This window comes from Halorubrum rarum (assembly GCF_048380895.1).
GTDB lineage: Archaea > Halobacteriota > Halobacteria > Halobacteriales > Haloferacaceae > Halorubrum.
This window is the reverse complement of the sequence record NZ_JBLWMN010000028.1, coordinates 15,519-33,405: the sequence shown is the minus strand read 5'-3', so window position 1 is coordinate 33,405 and position 17,887 is coordinate 15,519. Positions and strand designations below refer to the sequence as shown.

Genomic DNA, 17,887 nt, shown 5'->3' with positions numbered 1-17,887 from the left:
CGTACCCGTTCCGAACACGGAAGTTAAGCTCACCTGCGTTACGAGCAGTACTGGAGTGGGAGACCCTCTGGGAGCCTCGTTTCGCCGCCTCTCATTCATACGGTATCGGCCCACGAACAGCGTGTTCGTGGGCCGATTTGCATTTCGAAAGGCGTGGTGTGCGGGAGTGTACACGACGAACGGTCACGTTCTCGAGAGCGACCGCTCCGATCGGTTCTGCAGCGTTGGGTTCGAGCACAGCGCGGATGGAGTACCGCACGTACCCGTCCGGAACCCCTATCAAGGCTGAGTTTTCCACCGGCACGTTTATTGGTTTTCTCAGTGATGTTCCTGCAATAATGGTGGATCCGGGTGTGGTAGAGGGGAACACGTCACTGTGGCTCTCCCGTGGGGGACGACCGACCGTGCGTGCCGGTCACGTTCCGACCCACGTCGTTTCCATCGTGTTCGCATCCGACATCGAGGAGTGGCGACGCGGGTGGCACCACGAGACGCCGACTCGCGAAGCGGTCGTCTCCGTCGGGGATCCGACGCGCGGAGCGACGACGGCCGGAACGACGCAGTTGGTTCCACGGCAGGACCTCGCGTACTCGGTTCTGGGAACTCCTATCGATATCGACCGAATCCTTGAAACGGTGTCACAGTACTTTTCGGGAGCGACCGGAACGAATCCGACGGTCATCGTCGACGATCTCGTTCCCGTACTGGACGAGTTCGGGCCGCCGACGCTCCGTCACTTCGTCGAATCGCTCTCGACTGCGGCTCGTGACGTCGGCGGGAACTCCGTGTTCGGCTGTTCGGTGACGCCGGCACTGGTACGTGCCGTCGACGAGTTGACGCCCGTGCTCGACGAGGTCGGCGGCGTCGAGACTGACGCGATCGAGGCAGTGAACCGCCTTCGACGGGAGGACCCGACGACGTTCGGCTACACGCGGCGCTACTGGCCGGAAGCTCGACGGGGCATCGAAGCGTGTACCCGGAACTACCCACAGTCGAAACAGATCCATGCGGCGCTCGACGACCCTGAAACGACGCCTCGGACGTTGGGTGCGACGTTGTCCGGACTCGTCGATCTCGGCGTTCTCGGAACGTGGGGGGATACGGTCGGATCGACGCGATACGATCTCACCGCTTACGACCCGATCGAGGGTGCATACGTGGGGTTCGCGCTCGAGGAATCGGGATCGAAAGTGTCGTTCCGCCGCGTTCAGGATCGCTGAGGGGCAACGTCTCGATCGAGGTCGGCGGAAACGACGGTTCCGTCCGGTTCGAGCGAAACGGTCCCGAGCGAGACGGTGTCTCCGGTTCCGTACTCGGCGGCGATGGTTTCGAGAACCGGTCGTCTCTCCAAACGGTCCCAGACGACGTCGGCGACGAGCGACTGGAACTCGCTGGGATCGGTCCAGCCGGCGTCGATGTCGGAGGGGACGTGGACGACGAAGCGAAGCTCCTCGTCGGTGAGGTGGATCCCGACTCCGAAGGTGTCCGCACACATGCGTCCGGATTCGGGATGGTGCCTCAAATCCTCATCGGGATCGGCGGCCGACTCCGACTGGCTCGCAGTGATCTCACGAAGACGGTGCGCCGACCGCGTGGGGAGCCGGGACGGTGGCGTCGAACTCCCCGACCGATCAGTGTAGCTTGAGTTCGACGCGGCGACCGTCCGGGTCGCGGACGTACGCGGCCCAATCGCGGCCGTACGCTCCGTATCGCATCTTTGGCTCGTCGGGTTCGACCTCGTATCCCGCGGCGTCGATCTCCGCGAGCAGGTCTTCGAGCTCCGCTTTCGTGTCGGTGTCGTCCGACCGGACCAACAGACAGAGGTGGTCTCCACGGAACGGCACGTCACGCTCGGAGCCGATGTCGCCTCCCTCGATTTCCCGTTCGGACGACCTCGCTTCCGGACCGGCGGAGGGGTCCTCGACGGGGACGAGATGGACGTGTCGACCGCCCGCGACGACGGCCACGTACGGAACGTCGCCGTCGTCGTACCGTCCACGATCGCGGATATCCATCCCGAGCAGTTCGTGGTAGAACGCGAGCGCCGCGTCGAGATCGGTCACGTGGATCGCGACGTGGTCCATATCGACGATGTCGATCCCCATGCGCACTCGTTCGGCCGAAGCGACTTATAAGGAACCGCCGTCGCTGACGACGACGAAGCTCCGTTGCCGCGAGCTATCCAGACTCGTCGAACCGGGAGACCGTCCGTCGATGGCGGTCGCGGAACATCCCCGCGAAGCCGACCGTCGCGAGCGGCCCGACCGCGTCGCCGAGCGGCCCGAACGGGAGGCGGTAGTCGACGCTGTCGACGAGCACGGTTTCGTCCCCGTCGGCGTAAAACGAGTGCGTGTGTCGCCAGCGACGGAACGGACCGTGAAGCATGTCGTCGACGAAGGACGCGCTCCCCTCGACGGGGTCGTTTCCGTCCGGGTCCCGATCGACGATACGAGAGACCCATCGCTGACGGGGGCCGATGCCGAACGGCCGCATCGACATGTGGATCCGTGATCCGCGAACCAGCGTCCCCGGATCCGGCTCGCCGGTCGGGCCTTCGACCGATTCGATTCGGAGGTGCATCCAGTCGGGCGTCAGCGCTCGGAGCCCATCGATAGTCGAATGGAACGCCCAGACGTCCGCGATCGGTGCCGGAACGCGTGTCTCCCGGCGATACGTGGGCATACGTCCGGTACGACCGGCGGACGCAAAAACCCTCCTCGACCTCGATCGGCGTTCGAGACGGTGCCGCCCCGGCACCGAAACCGGAATACGACCGCGCCGCCTCCGTCTCGACGATGGAACGAGGCGCGATCGACATCGTGGAACTGGACGGGCCCTTCGATCTACAGGCGACCGTCGAGAGCGGGCAGAGCTATCTGTGGAACCGCGCGGACGGTGGGACCTACGAGGCCCTCCACGCGTACGGCGGCGACGACTGGTACGAAACGGTCGTTCCGCCCATCCCCGACGTGACGGACGAACGGGTCGTCGTCCGCGCCCGGCAGGTCGGAGGGATACACGACGGGACCCTCGAGTGGGAGGCGTCGACGGACGCCGTCCCAGTGTTGAGACACATGCTCCGGCTCGACGACGACCTCGATTCGATCTTCGATTCGATGCCCGATCTCCCGCTCGTGAATCGGGCGTACGACTCCTACGAGGGGATGCGGCTCGTCCGGGACCCGGCGTTTCCGTGTCTCGTCTCGTTCATCTGCTCCGCACAGATGCGCGTCGCTCGGATCCACGGGATGCAGCGTCGGCTTCGTGAGACGTACGGCGACGACGTCGCCCTCGACGGGGAGTCGTACCACGCGTTCCCGACGCCGGAGCAACTCGCCGATCGCACGGAGGCGGAGCTCCGAGACCTCTCGCTCGGCTACCGTGCTCCGTACGTCCAACGGACGGCCGAGATGGTCGCGACCGGAGAGGCGTCTCCTCGCGACGCGGTCGGGCTCCCCTACGAGGACGCTCGGGAGTCGTTGACGCGGTTCGTCGGTGTCGGCGATAAGGTCGCTGACTGCGTGGCACTGTTCTCGCTCGGCTACCTCGAGGCGGTGCCGCTGGACACGTGGATCCGGACGACGATAGCGGAGTACTATCCGGAGTGTGATCGGGGGAGCTACGCCGAGACGTCCAGCGCGATCCGGGAGCGGTTCGGCGGCGAATACGCCGGCTACGCACAGACGTACGTCTTCTATCACCTCAGAGCGGGCGGCGAGTGACGCGCTCCAGAGCGGACGGCGAGTGACGCGCTCGGGGCCGTGGACGAGGCGTCGATGGCGGTCGATCGCTCGGCCCAAGTTTCATACCCACACGTGCGGTACGTAATACCATTATGGACTGTCGAGTCGTCGTCGAGGCTGCCGTTCCGGTGTACGACGTGGAGACCTCCGACGAAGCGGTGCGGATCGCCATCTCGAAAACCGGTGAGATGCTGAACCCGGATCTCAACTACGTCGAGATCGAGATGGGAACCCGTCAGTCCCCGAGCGGCGAGGAACTTCCGCCGGCGTTCATCGCCGCCGACGAGGCGCTCGTCGCGCTCGAACTGGAGATGGACGTGTTCAACGTCGACCGCGAGGAACACGCCAGCCGGATCGCCCGCAAGGAGATCGGTCAGCGACTCCGAAATATCCCGCTGAAGGTGCTTTCGGTCACGGTACTCGAAGGCGACGACATCGAGGGGAAGTCTACCGACGAAGACGACGACGAATCGGCCGAGTGAGCCCACGGTCCGGCGTGATGTGAGGAACCGAACGACGTGGGAAACCGAACGGGTAGCGACGATATCCGCTGACGAGACGACTCTTGCCGTGACTACTCCGTCAGGACACGGATGGATGGTATCGCAGGCGTTGTCACTCAGCGTGTAGCGGTCGTTGATGGTGCGGTCGAACTATCAGTCGGCCGTGGGGGCAAGCGGTTCGGATTCCGCTTCCTCCATCGGCGCAGTGATTCCATCAGTCAGCTTGAAAACGGCTGCTTTGTGGTCTGTCTTCGATTTGTGGATCGATGTCGGCTTTACTCCAAGTTCCTCGTACGCGTCGAGATCGAGATCGTCATCCCAGAACTCGCACTGTTTTCGTACTTCAGCGAGGAGGCCGTGAAGGTGAATGAGCTCCTGCTTTTTCATGAGCAACCGTCCTTTGCTACCGGAGGCTTATATTATTATCTTGAGTACCGTTAACACGCACCTTGGATATACGGCGTTCTCCGGGTCGGATACGCGGTTTTTCGTTAATGATCGGGATCGATTCTGATCTCAGATCTCCAGGCAAGCGTCGGTCCCGATCTCCCGGATCCGACGACGGCCACGGTGCCACACGATCCGGATCCGACGACGGGTGTCACTGGAACTGTTTGACGGCCTCGAGATCACGTTCCGTCCGCATGAACTCGGTGAGTCGACGGGTGGCGTGACAGCTCGGACAGCTGAAATTCGTTCGGAGCTCCTGGAGCTCTGCGGGGTTCTCCTGCCACTCCTTGCTACACTCCGGACAGACCAGCCTGACGAAGGCGTCGACCATGCTATCTGTTACAGGCTAAGATCCTAAAAGAGTATGTACGATCTCACGAAGCGCAGGAGGGACGGCAAGAGCGGTCGAGGAGACCGAACGGCAAGAGCGGTCGAGGAGCTAGGCGCCCACGTGCTCGCTGGCTTCGAGCAGTTCCTTGTATCGGTTTCGGATAGTGACCTCCGATATCTCCGCGACTGCCGACACCTCGCTTTGGGTCACCTTCTGGTTCGACAGTAGCGCGGCGGCGTACACGGCGGATGCGGCGAGGCCGACCGGCGACTTACCGCTTGTGATCCCCTTCTCTTTCGCCGACGAGAGGAGCTCTCGTGCGACCCGCTCGACCTCGTCGGAGAGTTCGAGCCGGGACACGAACCGAGGGACGAAGCTCTCGGGATCGGCCGGTTTGACCTCCAGTTTCAGTTCGCGGATGACGTACCGGTACGTTCGCGTCAGCTCCATTTTGTCGACCCGCGAGACGTGCGTGAACTCGTCGAGGCTGCGCGGATTGCCCGCCTGTCGGGCGGCCGCGTACAACGACGCCGTGGCGACCCCCTCGATCGATCGACCGGGAAGGAGGTTCTCGCTCAACGCACGGCGATAGATGACGGAGGCCGTCTCTCGAACGGTCTTCGGGAGGCCGAGGGCGCTGGCCATGCGGTCGATCTCGCCGAGCGCCTGCTTGAGGTTGCGCTCCTTGGAGTCGCGCGTGCGGAACCGCTCGTTCCACGTCCGGAGCCGCTGCATCTGCCGGCGCTGGCGTCCCGACAGGGACTTGCCGTACGCGTCGGTGTTCCGCCAGCCGATGTTCGTCGAGAGGCCCTTATCGTGCATCATGTTCGTCGTCGGCGCGCCCACGCGGGACTTGCTGTCGCGCTCGGCGGAGTCGAACGCGCGCCACTCGGGCCCGCGATCGATCCCCTCCTCCTCGACGACGAGTCCACAGTCCGTACACACCGTCTCGCCGTGCTCGGTGTCCGTCACTAATCGCCCCTCACACTCCGGACACGTGGTTACGCTTCGCGTCGCCGACGACGTCTCCGTCGTCTCCGAGCCCGTCGCTCGCTCCCGCGACGTCTCCTCGTCGTAGCTTCGAATTCGTGTATCAGTCATCGGTGTTCCTCGATCGAACACCCGACGAAAATACTGGGCCGGGAATGCCCGAGTCGTTAACTATCAGTAATCGTTCTAAACATATAAACTTATCCCTACTGTCGTGCGATAGCTACACGGCTAAAGCCGTCTGTAGGCGCAGTAAATCAGGTATTTAGGGAACTAGGCGAATATTTGATCGTCTCGATCACAGGCGTCAGCGTATAACCCTGAGTTTATAAATCACACGGAGCGTAGATCCCGGCGTGACGACCGGGAAACACGTGTCGCGTCACTGCCCGACTCCGGTCAGCGACTCCGGTCAGCGACTCCGACTCACCGGAAACGCGACGCGGTCCGGATGGTCGTTACATCGTTGGAGGATCCGTTCGTAGAGGTCGTTTTTCACGTGTTGACCGCGTCGCGGATGCGTGAGATAGCGGAGTCGAAGCTCGATCCACGACTCCCCTTGGGTGACGTTCACCGTCGGCCCGTCGGACACCTCCAGTTCGACCGGCGTCTCGGAGAGTGCCTCACGGTAGGCGGCGATCCCCTCGGCCATCTCCTCGCCGAGGAGGTCGGTCGCCTCCTCGCGCATGATCGACCGCGCGAACGCCAGATCCGTCTCGTAGGCGACTTGTATCCCGATCTCGTTCCACACGTACGGCGATCCGCCGCCGCCGAAGTTGACGACCGTCGAGGAGAGGACGACGCTGTTGGGGACGGTCACGACTCGCCCCGACGGCTGGTTCGAGGAGACCAACTCGCCGTTGATCTCCCACAGCGTCGTCACGAGAAAGTCGATCTCGATCACGTCGCCTTTCGCGTCGTCGATACGCACACGATCACCGACGCCGTACGGCTGCTTCACCGTGATGTACACCCACGCGATGAGCGACAGCAGCGGCTGTTGGAGCGCGAACGTGATCGCGAAGCCGATCACGCCCAGCGACAACAGGAGTCCGAGCCAGTTCTCGGTCAACACGGCGAGCATCCCGACGACCCCGACGAACCCGAACGCGAGCCGGAGGAGGTTCCGCGTGTTGTGTGCCCGCCGCTTGTTCGCCGACCGCATCAGCACCGTCACGACGAGGAGATACGACCCGTACAGAAGCGAAACCACGGCGACGACGAGCAGCAGGCGTCCGACGATGACGTTCGCCGAGTACCCACCGACCGTCGGCCAGCCGTCGAGCGGCGCGGTCGCGGTCACGAGGCTACCGAGCGCGGCGGCGACGAGGCCGACGAGCACGGACGCGACTGCCAGGGGTCGTCGCACGTCCGGTCATCGCAACCGTCGGTCAAAACGCTTGCGTCGGTCCGACCGCGGGGACGCGACGGCAAGACGACGGCAAGAAGATAACGGCAAGAAGACAACGGAAAGTCGACGGCGACGGAGATACGGCGGAACCGACGCGTCCCCGCGGCCACCTCGCGGTCAGGGTCCGGCCGTCGAGACGATCCGGATCACGTCCCCCTCGGTCAGCTCGTGGCTCTCCCCGATCCGCCGGCTCGATCGTGCGTCGATCGCGTGGAGGTACCCTTCGCCGATGTCGGTGTGGACCGCGTAGGCGAGGTCCGGCGGCGTCGACTCCGCCGGCAGGAGGAACGCGTCCGGGAGCACGGTTCCGGTTCCGTCGGTCCATTTCGATGCGTCCTGGACCGGATACACGGTCACGCGATCGAGCAGGTCGTAGACGGCGTAGTTCAGCGCGGTCTGCACGCCCGTCCCGCCGAAATCGGCCATCACATCGCGGATCGCGTCGAGTCCCCGTCGTTGACTCTCCGAAACGTCGCCGACCACGTCGAAGTCGACGTCGCCGGGATCGTAGTCGACGACGCCCGCTTCCGCCGCACGGCGCAGGGCCAACTCGCCGTCCGCGGTCGCCGGGATCACCGGCTTATCGGTCCCTTGGCGCAGCCGGTCAACGGCTCCGTCCGGGGCGATGTCGGCCTTGTTGGCGACGACGACGATCGGCTTGGTGCGTCGACGAACGTCGCGTGCGAGCGCATCGCGGTGATCGTCGGTCCACTGTTTGGGGTCGTCGGGGTACGACAGGTCGCGCAGGACGGCGGCCACGTCGGCCTCCGACGCGCCGAACCCGGTCAACAGCTCCGCGAGCGTCTCCTCGATCTCGAAATCTGGCGATCGGGACTTCCGCTCGACGCCCTCCCAGTTGTCCGTCACGATCCCCGCGAGCCACAGGTCCATCTCCTCCTCGATGAAGTCCACGTCCTCCAACGGGTCGTGGCTCCCCGTCTCGACCGGTTCGCCCTCGGTGTTCGTCCCACCGGAGGCGTCGACGACGTTCAACACGACGTCGGCGTTCGTCAACTCGTCGAGGAACTGGTTCCCGAGCCCCTTCCCCTCGTGAGCGCCGGGGACGAGTCCCGCGACGTCGAGCAGTTCGACGGGGACGTACCGCTTCCCGTCCCGGCAGTTCTCCGTCCCGCACCGTTCCTCGCGATCGAGACACGGGCACTCAGTGCGAACGTGTGTCACGCCACGGTTGGCGTCGATCGTCGTGAACGGGTAGTTCGCGACGTCGACGTCGGCCATCGTCGCCGCGGTGTAGAAGGTGGACTTGCCGGCGTTCGGCTTGCCCGCAAGCGCGACCGTGATCATGTCGGTCACTCACAGCGACGGGAAAAGCGCCTTTCGGTCCGGGATCCGGGTCGGTGAGACCACTGGGGGCGAACCACTCGGTGCAACCCCTCGAGGCGATCACTCGGCGCGATACCACAGCGCCAGCGTACAGAGGAACGCCCCGCCGAGAACGGCTGCGACGATCCCGAACGCGACCCGGTATCCGAACTCCGTGTACGCGACGGTGCCGCCGACGCGCTCGCCGGTCCGATAGGCGTCGAGCGCGGTCCCCATCGCCCACGGGAGGACCGACGCGCCGACGAACCCCGCGGCGTTGACCGTCGACGTCGCGACGCCGCTCGCGCCCGCGGGGTACCGCTCCTTCACGACGGTGAGCGTGAGCAGCCCCGCACCGATCAGGAACCCGGAAACGGCGTACACGCCGGCGACGACGTACAGCGGTGGTCGACCGGTGACAGCGATCGCCGCGAGCGCGACGGCGAACAGGGCGACGCCGGCCGACAGCGGGAGATAGCGCGTCTCGAACCGATCGGAGAGCCAGCCGATCGTCGGTCCGCCGAGCAGCATCCCGACCGCCCCGAGAAGGGTGTACGTCGATGCGGTCGCGACGCTCACGTCGTACACGACGACGAGATACGGGACCCCCCACAGCCCGATCAGCGTTAACAGCGTCCCGTTGGTCGCGAAGAACACCGCGGACAACAGCCACTGATCGGCGTCGTGTGCGAGCGTTCGCAGGTGTTCGCCCGTCTCTCGGAGCGTCACCGACGGCTGCTCCGGGACCCCCTCGATCGGCTCGAGTCCGGCGTCGGACGGGGAGGCTCGCACGAGAACGAACGTGGCTCCGCCCGCGGCGAAGCCGACGCCGGCCAACGCGAGAACGGTTGTGCGCCATCCGATCGCGTCGACGGCGAGCGCGAGCGGCGTCGTCGCGAGGATCGCACCGAGACCGGCGACCGCTCCGGTGACGCCGGTCATCGTCGCGAACTCGTCCGTTCGGTACCAGTTGGCACAGAACCGGAGGATCGACACGAAGATCACGCCGCTTCCGACGCCGATGACCGCACGGGAGAGGACCGCCGCCGCGTAACCGCTGCTGAGGGTGAACCCGACGGCACCCAGACTGAGTAGCACGGCTCCGCCGGCACCGACGTATCGGGGGCCGACACGGTCCGCCAGCACGCCGGTCGGGATCTGAACGATCGCGTACGCGATGAAGAAGGCGGCGTGAACCGTCCCGAGCTCGGCGGCCGACAGACCGAACGCGGCCGTCAATCGCTCGGAGAGCACACCGGTCGAGAGCCGGTGGAGGTTGACGAGCAGAAACACGGACGCGAGCGCTCCCCACGCGACCCAGCGGCGCGTTCGCGGATCCGAGAGGACGCCGATCGACGGGAGAACGTTCACGAAGGATGCAGCCCACCCGAGCCCCCTAATGGTTCGGATCCCTGCAGTCGACGACGGGGACCGTCCCTCCGGCGGACCAGCGGGAAGCTTCAAGCGGACGTGCGTCGTACGCGCGACCATGGAGGGAACAGACGCCATCGAACCGAACTCAGCAGGGACAACCGAGGTGGACGGAGCCCATCCCTGAAGTCGTCGGCGTCGACATCAGCGGTCGCCACGAGGAGGACGGCGACTACCTGATGGTCGCGGCCGCGGTTCACGCCCGGATCGACTCCTCGCGGATCCGCTCGGTCAAGGGGATGGGGTTCGCCTCGATCCACGAGGGACCGACGCTCGCCGCGACGCTCGACCTCGTCGCCGAGGCGGTCGGGAACCTTCCGACCCCGCCGGAGTGTCCGATCGTTTCGGAGGGCGGCGAGTTCTACGGGGAACCGGCCGATCGCGTGGCGTTGAGCTTCCAGCCCGAGTTTAAATACGTCGAGAGCATAGGGGAACGCGAAACAGTGCAGACAGCACACCACGCCGCGTACGCCGCCCGGAACATGCTGTTATGACCGGCCGGACCGGTGACGGCACGGTCGGAACGAGCACGGACGGAAACGAGAGACGACGCGACCGGTCCCGGAACCTCGAGGGACGACGCGCCGTCGTCGCCAAACGCGTCGACTCCGGCGAGGCGGATCTGACGGAGATCACGCAACTCGCCGTTTCCGCGGGCTACGACGTGGTCGGGGAGCTCTCACAGACGCGAACCGAGGACGCCGCGTTCATGTTCGGCGAGGGAAAGGTGGCAGCGCTCCGCGATCTCGTTATCGAGACCGACGCCGACTGCGTCATCGTCGACAACGACGTGGGACCGTACCAGACGTTTAACGTCGGCAGCGAGCTCCCGGACGGCGTGGAGGTGATCGACCGGTTCACGCTCATCCTGGAGATCTTCGGTCAGCGGGCGAACACCCGAAAGGCCCAGCTGCAGGTCGAACTCGCGGAGCTCCGGTACGAGCTCCCGCGTGCGGAGGTGAAAGCGAGCCTCGCGAAACGAGACGAACGCCCCGGCTTCATGGGACTCGGGGAGTACGACGAGAGCGTCGAACGTGACATCAAACGGCAGATCGCTGAGATCCGCGACGAGCTCGCGTCGATCGCGAAAAAAGAGGAGTCCCGACGCGAGCAACGTCGGGAGTCCGGCTTCGATCTGGTCGCGCTCGCGGGCTACACGAACGCGGGAAAGTCGACGCTGATGCGTCAGCTGGCGGCCGAACTCGACGTCGACGAGAACGTCGACCGTCATCCGGATCTCGGAACGACGGCGGAGTCTCAGGACATGCTGTTCACCACGCTCGGGACGACGACGCGCCGGGCGGAAATGGAGAAACGGGAGGTCCTCCTCACCGATACGGTCGGGTTCATCTCCGATCTCCCGCACTGGCTCGTGGAGTCGTTCCAGTCGACGCTCGAATCCGTGTACCGCGCGGATCTGGTGTTGCTCGTCGTCGACGCGAGCGAGCCGGTCAAGGAGATGCGCGAGAAGCTCGTCACCAGCCACGACACGCTGTACGAGCGCAACGAAGCACCAATCGTCACGGTGTTCAACAAGATCGACCGGCTGGAGCCGGGTGAGCTGGCCGACAAGCGCGCCGCGCTGTCGGGGCTCGCTCCGAACCCGGTCGCGGTGTCCGCACGGACCGGTGCCGGCATCGCTGAGCTTCGTGATCGCGTGGAGGCCGAACTTCCGGACTGGGAGCGAGAGCGGCTCGTCCTCCCATTATCCGACGACGCGATGAGCGTCGTCTCGTGGATCCACGACCACGGCTCCGTCGACGAGGAGACGTACGCTGACGACCACGTCACGGTCTCGTTCGAGGCGGCTCCGACGGTCGTCGCACGCGCGCGGTCGAAGGCCGCCGATCTGTCGGCGGTGGAGTCGCCGTGACGGCCACACGGTGACGCATCACTTATGAACCACCGCCGGTGACTGGCCGTATGGAGGAGCCCTCCGGGATCGACGAGAAGCGTCGATTCCGTCGAGCGGCGGGCGTGAACGTCCTCGGTAACGCGGCGAAGATCGTTGCCGAGGGTGCGGCCGGCCTCGCGTTCGGGAGCATCGCGCTGTTGGCCGACGCCGCCCACTCCGTCGCCGACCTGATCGCCAGCGCGGTCGTGTTCGTCTGGGGGGGCTCGCGCTACGACGACGCCGACGTCGACCATCCGCACGGTCATCAACGGATCGAACCGCTCACGGCACTTTTCGTCGGTGCGGTGATCGTGTTGCTCGGGCTCAATCTGCTGTGGAGTTCGGTCGAGGGACTCCGATTCGGAACCGACGTCAGATACAGCCCGCTGTTGCTCGGCGCGCTGGCGTTCGCGCTGGTCGATATGTACGTCCTCTACTGGTACACCACGCGGGTCAACGTCGACCTCGGATCGACCGCGCTCGCGGCCCTCGCGACCGACTGTCTCAACGACATTTACACCACGGTCGCGGCGGTCGTCGGCGTGCTCGGCGTTTTCCTCGACGTTCCCGTCCTCGACCCGCTCGCGGGTGCGCTCGTGAGCCTCCTCGTCGTGTATCAGGGCATCGAGATCGGTCGCGAGAACGTGACGTACCTCGTCGGGGCGGCCCCGCCGGAAGGCGACCGCGACCGGATCGTCGAGATCCTTCGCGACCATTCGACCGTCGAAGGCGTCCACGACCTCACCGTCTTCTACGACGGGACGGACATCGAGGTCGAGGTCCACGTCGAGGTCGACGGCGGGATGACGCTCCGGGAGGCCCACGACGTCGAAACCGAACTCGTCACCCGCATTCGATCGCTTGCGGACGTCGGCGACGTCCACGTCCATCTCGACCCCTCCGGGCTCGGCGAGTGGAAGGACGCGAACGACGAGTGATGGGTCACCGGTGAGATACGGACGACGGGTGATGAGTCACCGGTGAGATACGGACGACGGGTGATGAGTCACCGGTGAGATACGGACGACGGGTGATGAGTCACCGGTGAGACGTCGCTATCGGATCTCCCGGTTCACTCCACGGCGACGACCGCGTCTTCCCCACAGTGAGGACAGTGCTCGGACGGCTCCGAGACGGACTCCGTACAGGACTCACACCGGTATTCCGCTCCCCCACCGCCCATCACGGAGCGTTTCGTCTCCTCGAACTTCTCGCCGGCTTTCCTGAACAGGCTCATTGTGTGGTACAGGCCGTCACCCCGGTTAAGCGTTGGGCAGTACGGTGCGTGTCCGATCGTGCGTGAGCAACTCGGTCAGCTCGGTCCCGTCGCCTTTTTGCCCGCGGACCGCCCGTACCCGGTATGCGAATCGAGAACAGCTTCATCCCCGTCGAGGGGGTCGGGGAAGCGACGGAGCGACGGCTGTGGGAGCGGGGCGTCACGACGTGGGACGAGTTCGACCCCGCGATCGACGTCCCCGGCGTGGGGTCGACGACCGCGGACCGGATCGAGGCGTTCATCGCCGACGCCCGGACGCATCTCGACGACCGTGACGCGACGTACTTCGACCGCGCCTTCCCGAGCGGCGAGCGATGGCGACTCTACGAGGACTTCCGTGCTGAGACGTGCTTTTTCGACATCGAGACGACGGGCCTCGACGAGCACCGAGACAGCGTGACGACGGTGAGCTTCCATCAGGCCGGCGAGACGACGACGCTGGTCGCCGGACGGGACCTCACCGCAGACCGCCTTCGCGAGGCGTTCGCGGACGCCAGCCTCCTCGCGACGTTCAACGGCGCGCGGTTCGACGTCCCGTTTCTGGAGACGTCGTTTGGACTCGACGTCGACACGCCACACCTCGATCTGCTGTATCCCTGCAAGCGGCTCGGCCTCTCGGGCGGATTGAAACCGATCGAAACGCGGCTCGGGATCGACCGCGATCGGCCGGACATCTCCGGTCGGGACGCCGTTCGGCTGTGGCACGAGTACGAGCGCGGAAGCGAGGAGTCGCTGGAGACGCTCGTCTCGTACAACCGGGAGGACACGGTGAACCTTCGGGCGCTCGCCGACGTCGTCTGCCAGTCGCTCCACGAGGACGTGTTCGTGCCGGCGACCGCGTCCGGTCGCTGAGTCGCTCCCGCCGCTTACTCTTCGGGGGTTTGACTCGCGGGCTCCGCTTCGCTTTCACTCTCGCTGGAGTCGGCATCCTCGGCCCCCACCGACTGGACCAGCTTCATGTCGCCGCGGGCCCGGAGCGTGCCGTCGATTCCCGCTCCCTCGTGGACGACGAGATCGCCCGCGGAGACGTCGCCGAGGACGTGCGCACCGGCTTCGATCGTGACGGTGCCGCCGCGCGTGGTCACGTCGCCGTGGATCGTGGTATCCGATCCCACCGTCACGTTCTCGCGGGCGCGTAGCGACCCGAACACGTCGTTTCGCTCGCCGACGTCGATCGATTCGGCCCGGACGTTGCCGTGGATCCGGCAGTCGTCGCCGATCGTCGCCGGGGTCGACACGCGCCACGCGTCGTCCGAGACGTCCGCACCTCGCGGGATCAGGAGGGGATCGCGGACGTCGTCGCCGTCGGCGAGCGCCTCGGCGAGTTCGTCGGCGGCCCCGGTTTCGCCCGCACGAAGGAGCTGTGAGAGGACGATGAAGTAGAAGACGAGGGTGGGGACGGGGTTTCGAATGACGATCCACCCGTTCGCCTCGAACCCCTCCTCGATCGTGACGTCGTCCCCGATGTCGAGGTCGCCGGACACCATCAGCTGGCCGGTTACGGTGACGCGCTCGCCGAGGTACGCGTCCTCGCCGACGAGGACGTTGCCGTCGACGGTACACCACGTGTCGAGCCGGCAGTCGCCGTCGGCCTCGATGTCGTTGTCGACCGAGACGCGCTCGCCGAGCGCGACGTTGCGTCCGCGAAGGCCGAACTCGACGGTCGACTGGCCGCCGACGAGGACGTCGCCGTCCGTGACCAGGTCGTGTTCCTCCACGGTGGTTCCGGACGGAACCGAGAGCTCGTCGACCGGACCGCCGCCCCTGAGTGACACACCGGGGAGAGTTCCCCCGCGAGTATAAACGATACGGGCGCGTCCGACGGGCGTCGGACGGGTCGCTGTTGCCGATCGAGACGGTCGCCCTCCATCGTCGAGCGAGACAGTCAGTCTCTCCCGATCGACGGACGGGTCACCGTCCTTTTCAGGGGGCAGGCGGAATACGACGTATGGGATTCGGATCGTACGACGAAAGCGAACAACAGGACCAGAACGTGGACACGGACGACGACGGCGCGGTGAACGTCCACGAGAACGACCACGACGGTGACGTCTCCTTCGAGACGGAGATGTCTACCGACGACCTGGTCGGACAGCTCCAAGACATGAAAGAAAACGAAGAAGACGAGTAATCGGTTCCCTCCCGATCCCCGACCGAGCGGTTCACTGCCGTCCGCGTTCCGAACCGGAACGCTCCGCGAGCACGCGTGATATCCCGTGAGCACCGCTTTCTACGCCCGTGAAGACCGTTTTCTACATGCGTTTTGTGTACTCATACGTGTCGTTTCACGTCGAGTTCTTGGACCCGATCGGTCCGCCGCGGTTCGCTTCACCGACACACTCATACTCCGTGACACACAGATCATGACACATGAGCGCACGTTACGGAGGAGAGAGCCATGTCAACTGAGGGCGACGAACCGACGAAGACCATCTGTCCGTACTGTGGAGTCGGATGCGGCATCCAGGTCAGACAGGGTGACGAGCCCGGCGACGTCAACTTCATGCCGTGGGGTGATGCCCCGGTCAACGAAGGCCGCGTCTGTATCAAGGGTGGTGCGGCGACGCAGGTCGTCGACCACGAGGACCGACTCACCGAACCCCTGATAAAGGAGGACGGCGAGTTCCGCGAAGCGACGTGGGAGGAGGCGTACGGCCGGATCGTCGACGAAATGGCGCGGATCCGCGACGAGTACGGGTCGGACGCGATGGGCTTTTTCGGCTCCTCGAAGACGATGAACGAGGAGAACTATCTCCTCCAGAAGCTCGCGCGGCGGTACGGTACCAACAACGTCGACAACTGTACGCGGATGTGTCACGCCTCGACCGTCTGGGCGCTCCGGACCAGTCTCGGTGCGGGTGCGATGACGAACAGCATGGCCGACTTAGAGGAGTCGGCAGACGTGTTGTGGATCCAGGGCGCGAACCCCGGCGAGCAACACCCGATCGCCAACAGCCAGTACTTCCGACAGGCCGTCCTCGAGGGCGCGACCGTCATCCAGGTCGATCCGCACGCCAACAAGACGACTCGATCGTTCAAGATCGACGAGACGGAGCGACACCAACACCTCCAGTTGAACCCGGGGACGGACATCCCCCTCCTGAACGTCGTTCTCAAGACGATACTCGAACGCCACGAGGAGAACCCCGACGAGGGATGGATCGACGAGGGGTTCATCGAGGAGCGTACGGAAGGGTTCGATCACCTGAAGGAGACGCTTTCGGAGTTCGACAAAGAGGCCGCGGCCGAGGAGTGTGGCGTCCCCTTGGCGGACATCGAACTCGCCGCCGAGAAGTACGCGATGGCGAACAACGCCGCCATCTTCACCGGGATGGGGATGAGCCAGCACACCTGCGGCGTCGACAACGTCCAAAACGAGATCAACCTCGCGCTGATCACGGGTAACCTCGGCAAGCCCGGTGCGGGCGTCAACCCGCTACGCGGTCAGAACAACGTTCAGGGAACGTGTGACGTCGGCGCGATGCCGAACGTGTTGCCGGGCTATCAGCTCGTCGACGACGACGAGGCTCGCGAGAGCGTCGAGGAGGTCTGGGGCTTCGAGGTGCCCGACGAACCCGGCCTGACGAACGTGGAGATATCTCACGAGGCGGGCCACTCGGTCCACGGCCTGTACGTGATGGGCGAGAACCCCGTCATGAGCGAGCCCGACGGCAACGAGGTCGAAAAGCGGCTTCAGTCGCTGGAGTTCATGGTGGCACAGGACATCTTCATGACGGAGACGGCGAAGTTCGCGGACGTCGTCCTCCCGGCGACGACGTGGGCTGAACGCGGCGGTACGGTCACCAACACGGACCGTCGCGTCCAGCGGATGCGGGGCGTCGAAACGGTCCACGAGAACACGAAACACGACCTCGAGATCCTGATGGAGGTCGGGAGTCGACTGTTCAGCGAGGAGGAGTTCCGGTTCGAGGACGAGGAGGCCGTCTTCGAGGAGCTCCGGCAGGTGTGCCCGATCTACCACGGCATGACCTACGACGCGCTCGGCGAGGACGGGATCCAGTGGCCCTGCTACGAGGAGGGCGACGAGGGCGACCAGTTCCTCTACGAGGACTCCTTCGACACGGAGAACGGGCTGGGCCAGATAGAGGGCGTTCGGCACCAACCGCCCGCGGAGGTGCCCGACGAGGAGTACCCGCTGATCCTCACGACCGCCCGGCTGGAGGAACACTACAACACGGGGACGATGAGTCGTCGCTCGCCCACCCTCTTGCGACAGCACCCGGAGAATTTCGTCGACGTCCACCCGAACGACGCCGAGGAGTACGGGATCGAGGACGGCGACACCGTCACACTCCAGTCCCGTCGCGGTGAGATCGAGGTCAAAGCGCAGGTCACCGAGGACATCAAGGAGGGCGTCGTCTGGACGACGCCACACTTCGCGGCCGCCTCGGCCAACCGCCTCACGAACGACGTGCTCGACGAGCGCGCGAAGATACCGGAGTACAAGGCAGCCGCCGCTGACATCGCGGTAACCGTCGGTTCGGACTCCGACGCCGAACCCGCCGACGACTGAC

The 17,887-nt window shown here is 65.2% G+C and carries 19 protein-coding genes, 1 rRNA gene and 1 pseudogene; 10 read left to right on the top strand and 11 right to left on the bottom strand.

Features of this window, described 5'->3' with window-relative positions:
• Positions 1 to 93 (top strand): 5S ribosomal RNA (gene rrf, locus ACNSN7_RS15080); the annotation flags it as partial.
• Positions 94 to 338: 245 nt separating this feature from the next.
• On the top strand, positions 339 to 1,220 hold the full coding sequence (locus ACNSN7_RS15075) for a DUF7504 family protein (RefSeq protein WP_418283123.1): 882 nt from the start codon (positions 339 to 341) through the stop codon (positions 1,218 to 1,220).
• Here ACNSN7_RS15075 and ACNSN7_RS15070 read toward each other — a convergent pair.
• The 3 genes from ACNSN7_RS15070 to ACNSN7_RS15060 form a co-directional block, all read right to left on the bottom strand.
• The gene (locus tag ACNSN7_RS15070) at positions 1,208 to 1,495 is read right to left on the bottom strand and encodes a DUF8124 family protein (RefSeq protein ID WP_418283122.1); all 288 of its coding nucleotides are present in this window, start codon (positions 1,493 to 1,495) and stop codon (positions 1,208 to 1,210) included. The genes ACNSN7_RS15075 and ACNSN7_RS15070 overlap by 13 nt on opposite strands.
• A gap of 136 nt (positions 1,496 to 1,631) precedes the next feature.
• A complete protein-coding gene (locus tag ACNSN7_RS15065; RefSeq protein WP_418283121.1) occupies positions 1,632 to 2,105 on the bottom strand; it encodes a VOC family protein in 474 nt (157 codons plus the stop codon).
• A 73-nt stretch (positions 2,106 to 2,178) separates the two neighbouring features.
• Positions 2,179 to 2,682, bottom strand: coding sequence for an SRPBCC family protein (locus tag ACNSN7_RS15060; protein WP_418283120.1), 504 nt, complete (start codon positions 2,680 to 2,682; stop codon positions 2,179 to 2,181).
• Between the two features lie 113 nt (positions 2,683 to 2,795).
• Between ACNSN7_RS15060 and ACNSN7_RS15055 the strand changes: the two genes are divergently transcribed.
• Positions 2,796 to 3,722, top strand: coding sequence for a DNA-3-methyladenine glycosylase family protein (locus ACNSN7_RS15055; protein ID WP_418283119.1), 927 nt, complete (start codon positions 2,796 to 2,798; stop codon positions 3,720 to 3,722).
• Positions 3,723 to 3,835: 113 nt separating this feature from the next.
• Positions 3,836 to 4,225, top strand: a complete 390-nt coding sequence (locus tag ACNSN7_RS15050) for a DUF555 domain-containing protein (protein ID WP_418283118.1) — start codon at positions 3,836 to 3,838, stop codon at positions 4,223 to 4,225.
• A 174-nt stretch (positions 4,226 to 4,399) separates the two neighbouring features.
• On the opposite strand, the gene ACNSN7_RS15045 is transcribed toward ACNSN7_RS15050, so the two are convergent.
• The 6 genes from ACNSN7_RS15045 to ACNSN7_RS15020 all read right to left on the bottom strand — a co-directional run bounded on the left by ACNSN7_RS15045 (position 4,400) and on the right by ACNSN7_RS15020 (position 10,104).
• Positions 4,400 to 4,633: a UPF0058 family protein gene (locus ACNSN7_RS15045; protein WP_418283117.1), complete on the bottom strand. Its 234-nt coding sequence runs from the start codon at positions 4,631 to 4,633 to the stop codon at positions 4,400 to 4,402.
• 214 nt (positions 4,634 to 4,847) lie between these two features.
• Positions 4,848 to 5,027 carry a DUF7836 family putative zinc-binding protein gene (locus tag ACNSN7_RS15040; protein ID WP_418283116.1) on the bottom strand — a complete coding sequence of 60 codons (180 nt, stop codon included), beginning with the start codon at positions 5,025 to 5,027 and terminating at the stop codon, positions 4,848 to 4,850.
• Between the two features lie 108 nt (positions 5,028 to 5,135).
• The gene (locus ACNSN7_RS15035; protein ID WP_418283115.1) at positions 5,136 to 6,128 is read right to left on the bottom strand and encodes a transcription initiation factor IIB; all 993 of its coding nucleotides are present in this window, start codon (positions 6,126 to 6,128) and stop codon (positions 5,136 to 5,138) included.
• 301 nt (positions 6,129 to 6,429) lie between these two features.
• On the bottom strand, positions 6,430 to 7,386 hold the full coding sequence (locus ACNSN7_RS15030) for a mechanosensitive ion channel family protein (protein WP_418283114.1): 957 nt from the start codon (positions 7,384 to 7,386) through the stop codon (positions 6,430 to 6,432).
• A gap of 159 nt (positions 7,387 to 7,545) precedes the next feature.
• Complete coding sequence (locus tag ACNSN7_RS15025) at positions 7,546 to 8,733, bottom strand: redox-regulated ATPase YchF (protein ID WP_418283126.1); 1,188 nt, start codon at positions 8,731 to 8,733, stop codon at positions 7,546 to 7,548.
• Between the two features lie 99 nt (positions 8,734 to 8,832).
• Positions 8,833 to 10,104, bottom strand: coding sequence for an MFS transporter (locus ACNSN7_RS15020; protein WP_418283125.1), 1,272 nt, complete (start codon positions 10,102 to 10,104; stop codon positions 8,833 to 8,835).
• Between the two features lie 197 nt (positions 10,105 to 10,301).
• Between ACNSN7_RS15020 and ACNSN7_RS15015 the strand changes: the two genes are divergently transcribed.
• From ACNSN7_RS15015 to ACNSN7_RS15005, 3 genes are read left to right on the top strand one after another with little or no spacing between them, the layout of a single operon-like run.
• Positions 10,302 to 10,676, top strand: a complete 375-nt coding sequence (locus ACNSN7_RS15015) for a DUF2209 family protein (protein WP_418283124.1) — start codon at positions 10,302 to 10,304, stop codon at positions 10,674 to 10,676.
• On the top strand, positions 10,673 to 12,055 hold the full coding sequence (gene hflX / locus ACNSN7_RS15010; RefSeq protein ID WP_418283113.1) for a GTPase HflX: 1,383 nt from the start codon (positions 10,673 to 10,675) through the stop codon (positions 12,053 to 12,055). The genes ACNSN7_RS15015 and hflX overlap by 4 nt, the downstream gene beginning before the upstream one ends.
• Positions 12,056 to 12,105: 50 nt before the next feature.
• Positions 12,106 to 13,014, top strand: coding sequence for a cation diffusion facilitator family transporter (locus tag ACNSN7_RS15005; protein WP_418283112.1), 909 nt, complete (start codon positions 12,106 to 12,108; stop codon positions 13,012 to 13,014).
• A 134-nt stretch (positions 13,015 to 13,148) separates the two neighbouring features.
• Here the strand turns inward: ACNSN7_RS15005 and ACNSN7_RS15000 are convergent, their stop codons facing one another.
• A complete protein-coding gene (locus ACNSN7_RS15000) occupies positions 13,149 to 13,313 on the bottom strand; it encodes a hypothetical protein (protein ID WP_418283111.1) in 165 nt (54 codons plus the stop codon).
• Between the two features lie 123 nt (positions 13,314 to 13,436).
• Here ACNSN7_RS15000 and ACNSN7_RS14995 point away from each other — a divergent pair, with 123 nt between their 5' ends.
• Positions 13,437 to 14,204 (top strand): ribonuclease H-like domain-containing protein, encoded by a 768-nt coding sequence (locus ACNSN7_RS14995; protein WP_418283110.1) that lies wholly within the window; start codon positions 13,437 to 13,439, stop codon positions 14,202 to 14,204.
• Between the two features lie 44 nt (positions 14,205 to 14,248).
• Here ACNSN7_RS14995 and ACNSN7_RS14990 read toward each other — a convergent pair.
• Positions 14,249 to 15,127 (bottom strand): annotated as a pseudogene (locus tag ACNSN7_RS14990) (polymer-forming cytoskeletal protein); the annotation flags it as partial.
• Between the two features lie 173 nt (positions 15,128 to 15,300).
• Here ACNSN7_RS14990 and ACNSN7_RS14985 point away from each other — a divergent pair.
• Together ACNSN7_RS14985 and fdhF are read left to right on the top strand one after the other, a co-directional pair.
• Positions 15,301 to 15,483 (top strand): DUF5786 family protein, encoded by a 183-nt coding sequence (locus ACNSN7_RS14985; protein ID WP_418283109.1) that lies wholly within the window; start codon positions 15,301 to 15,303, stop codon positions 15,481 to 15,483.
• Positions 15,484 to 15,750: 267 nt separating this feature from the next.
• The gene (gene fdhF, locus ACNSN7_RS14980) at positions 15,751 to 17,886 is read left to right on the top strand and encodes a formate dehydrogenase subunit alpha (RefSeq protein ID WP_418283108.1); all 2,136 of its coding nucleotides are present in this window, start codon (positions 15,751 to 15,753) and stop codon (positions 17,884 to 17,886) included.
• Position 17,887 lies beyond the last annotated feature (1 nt).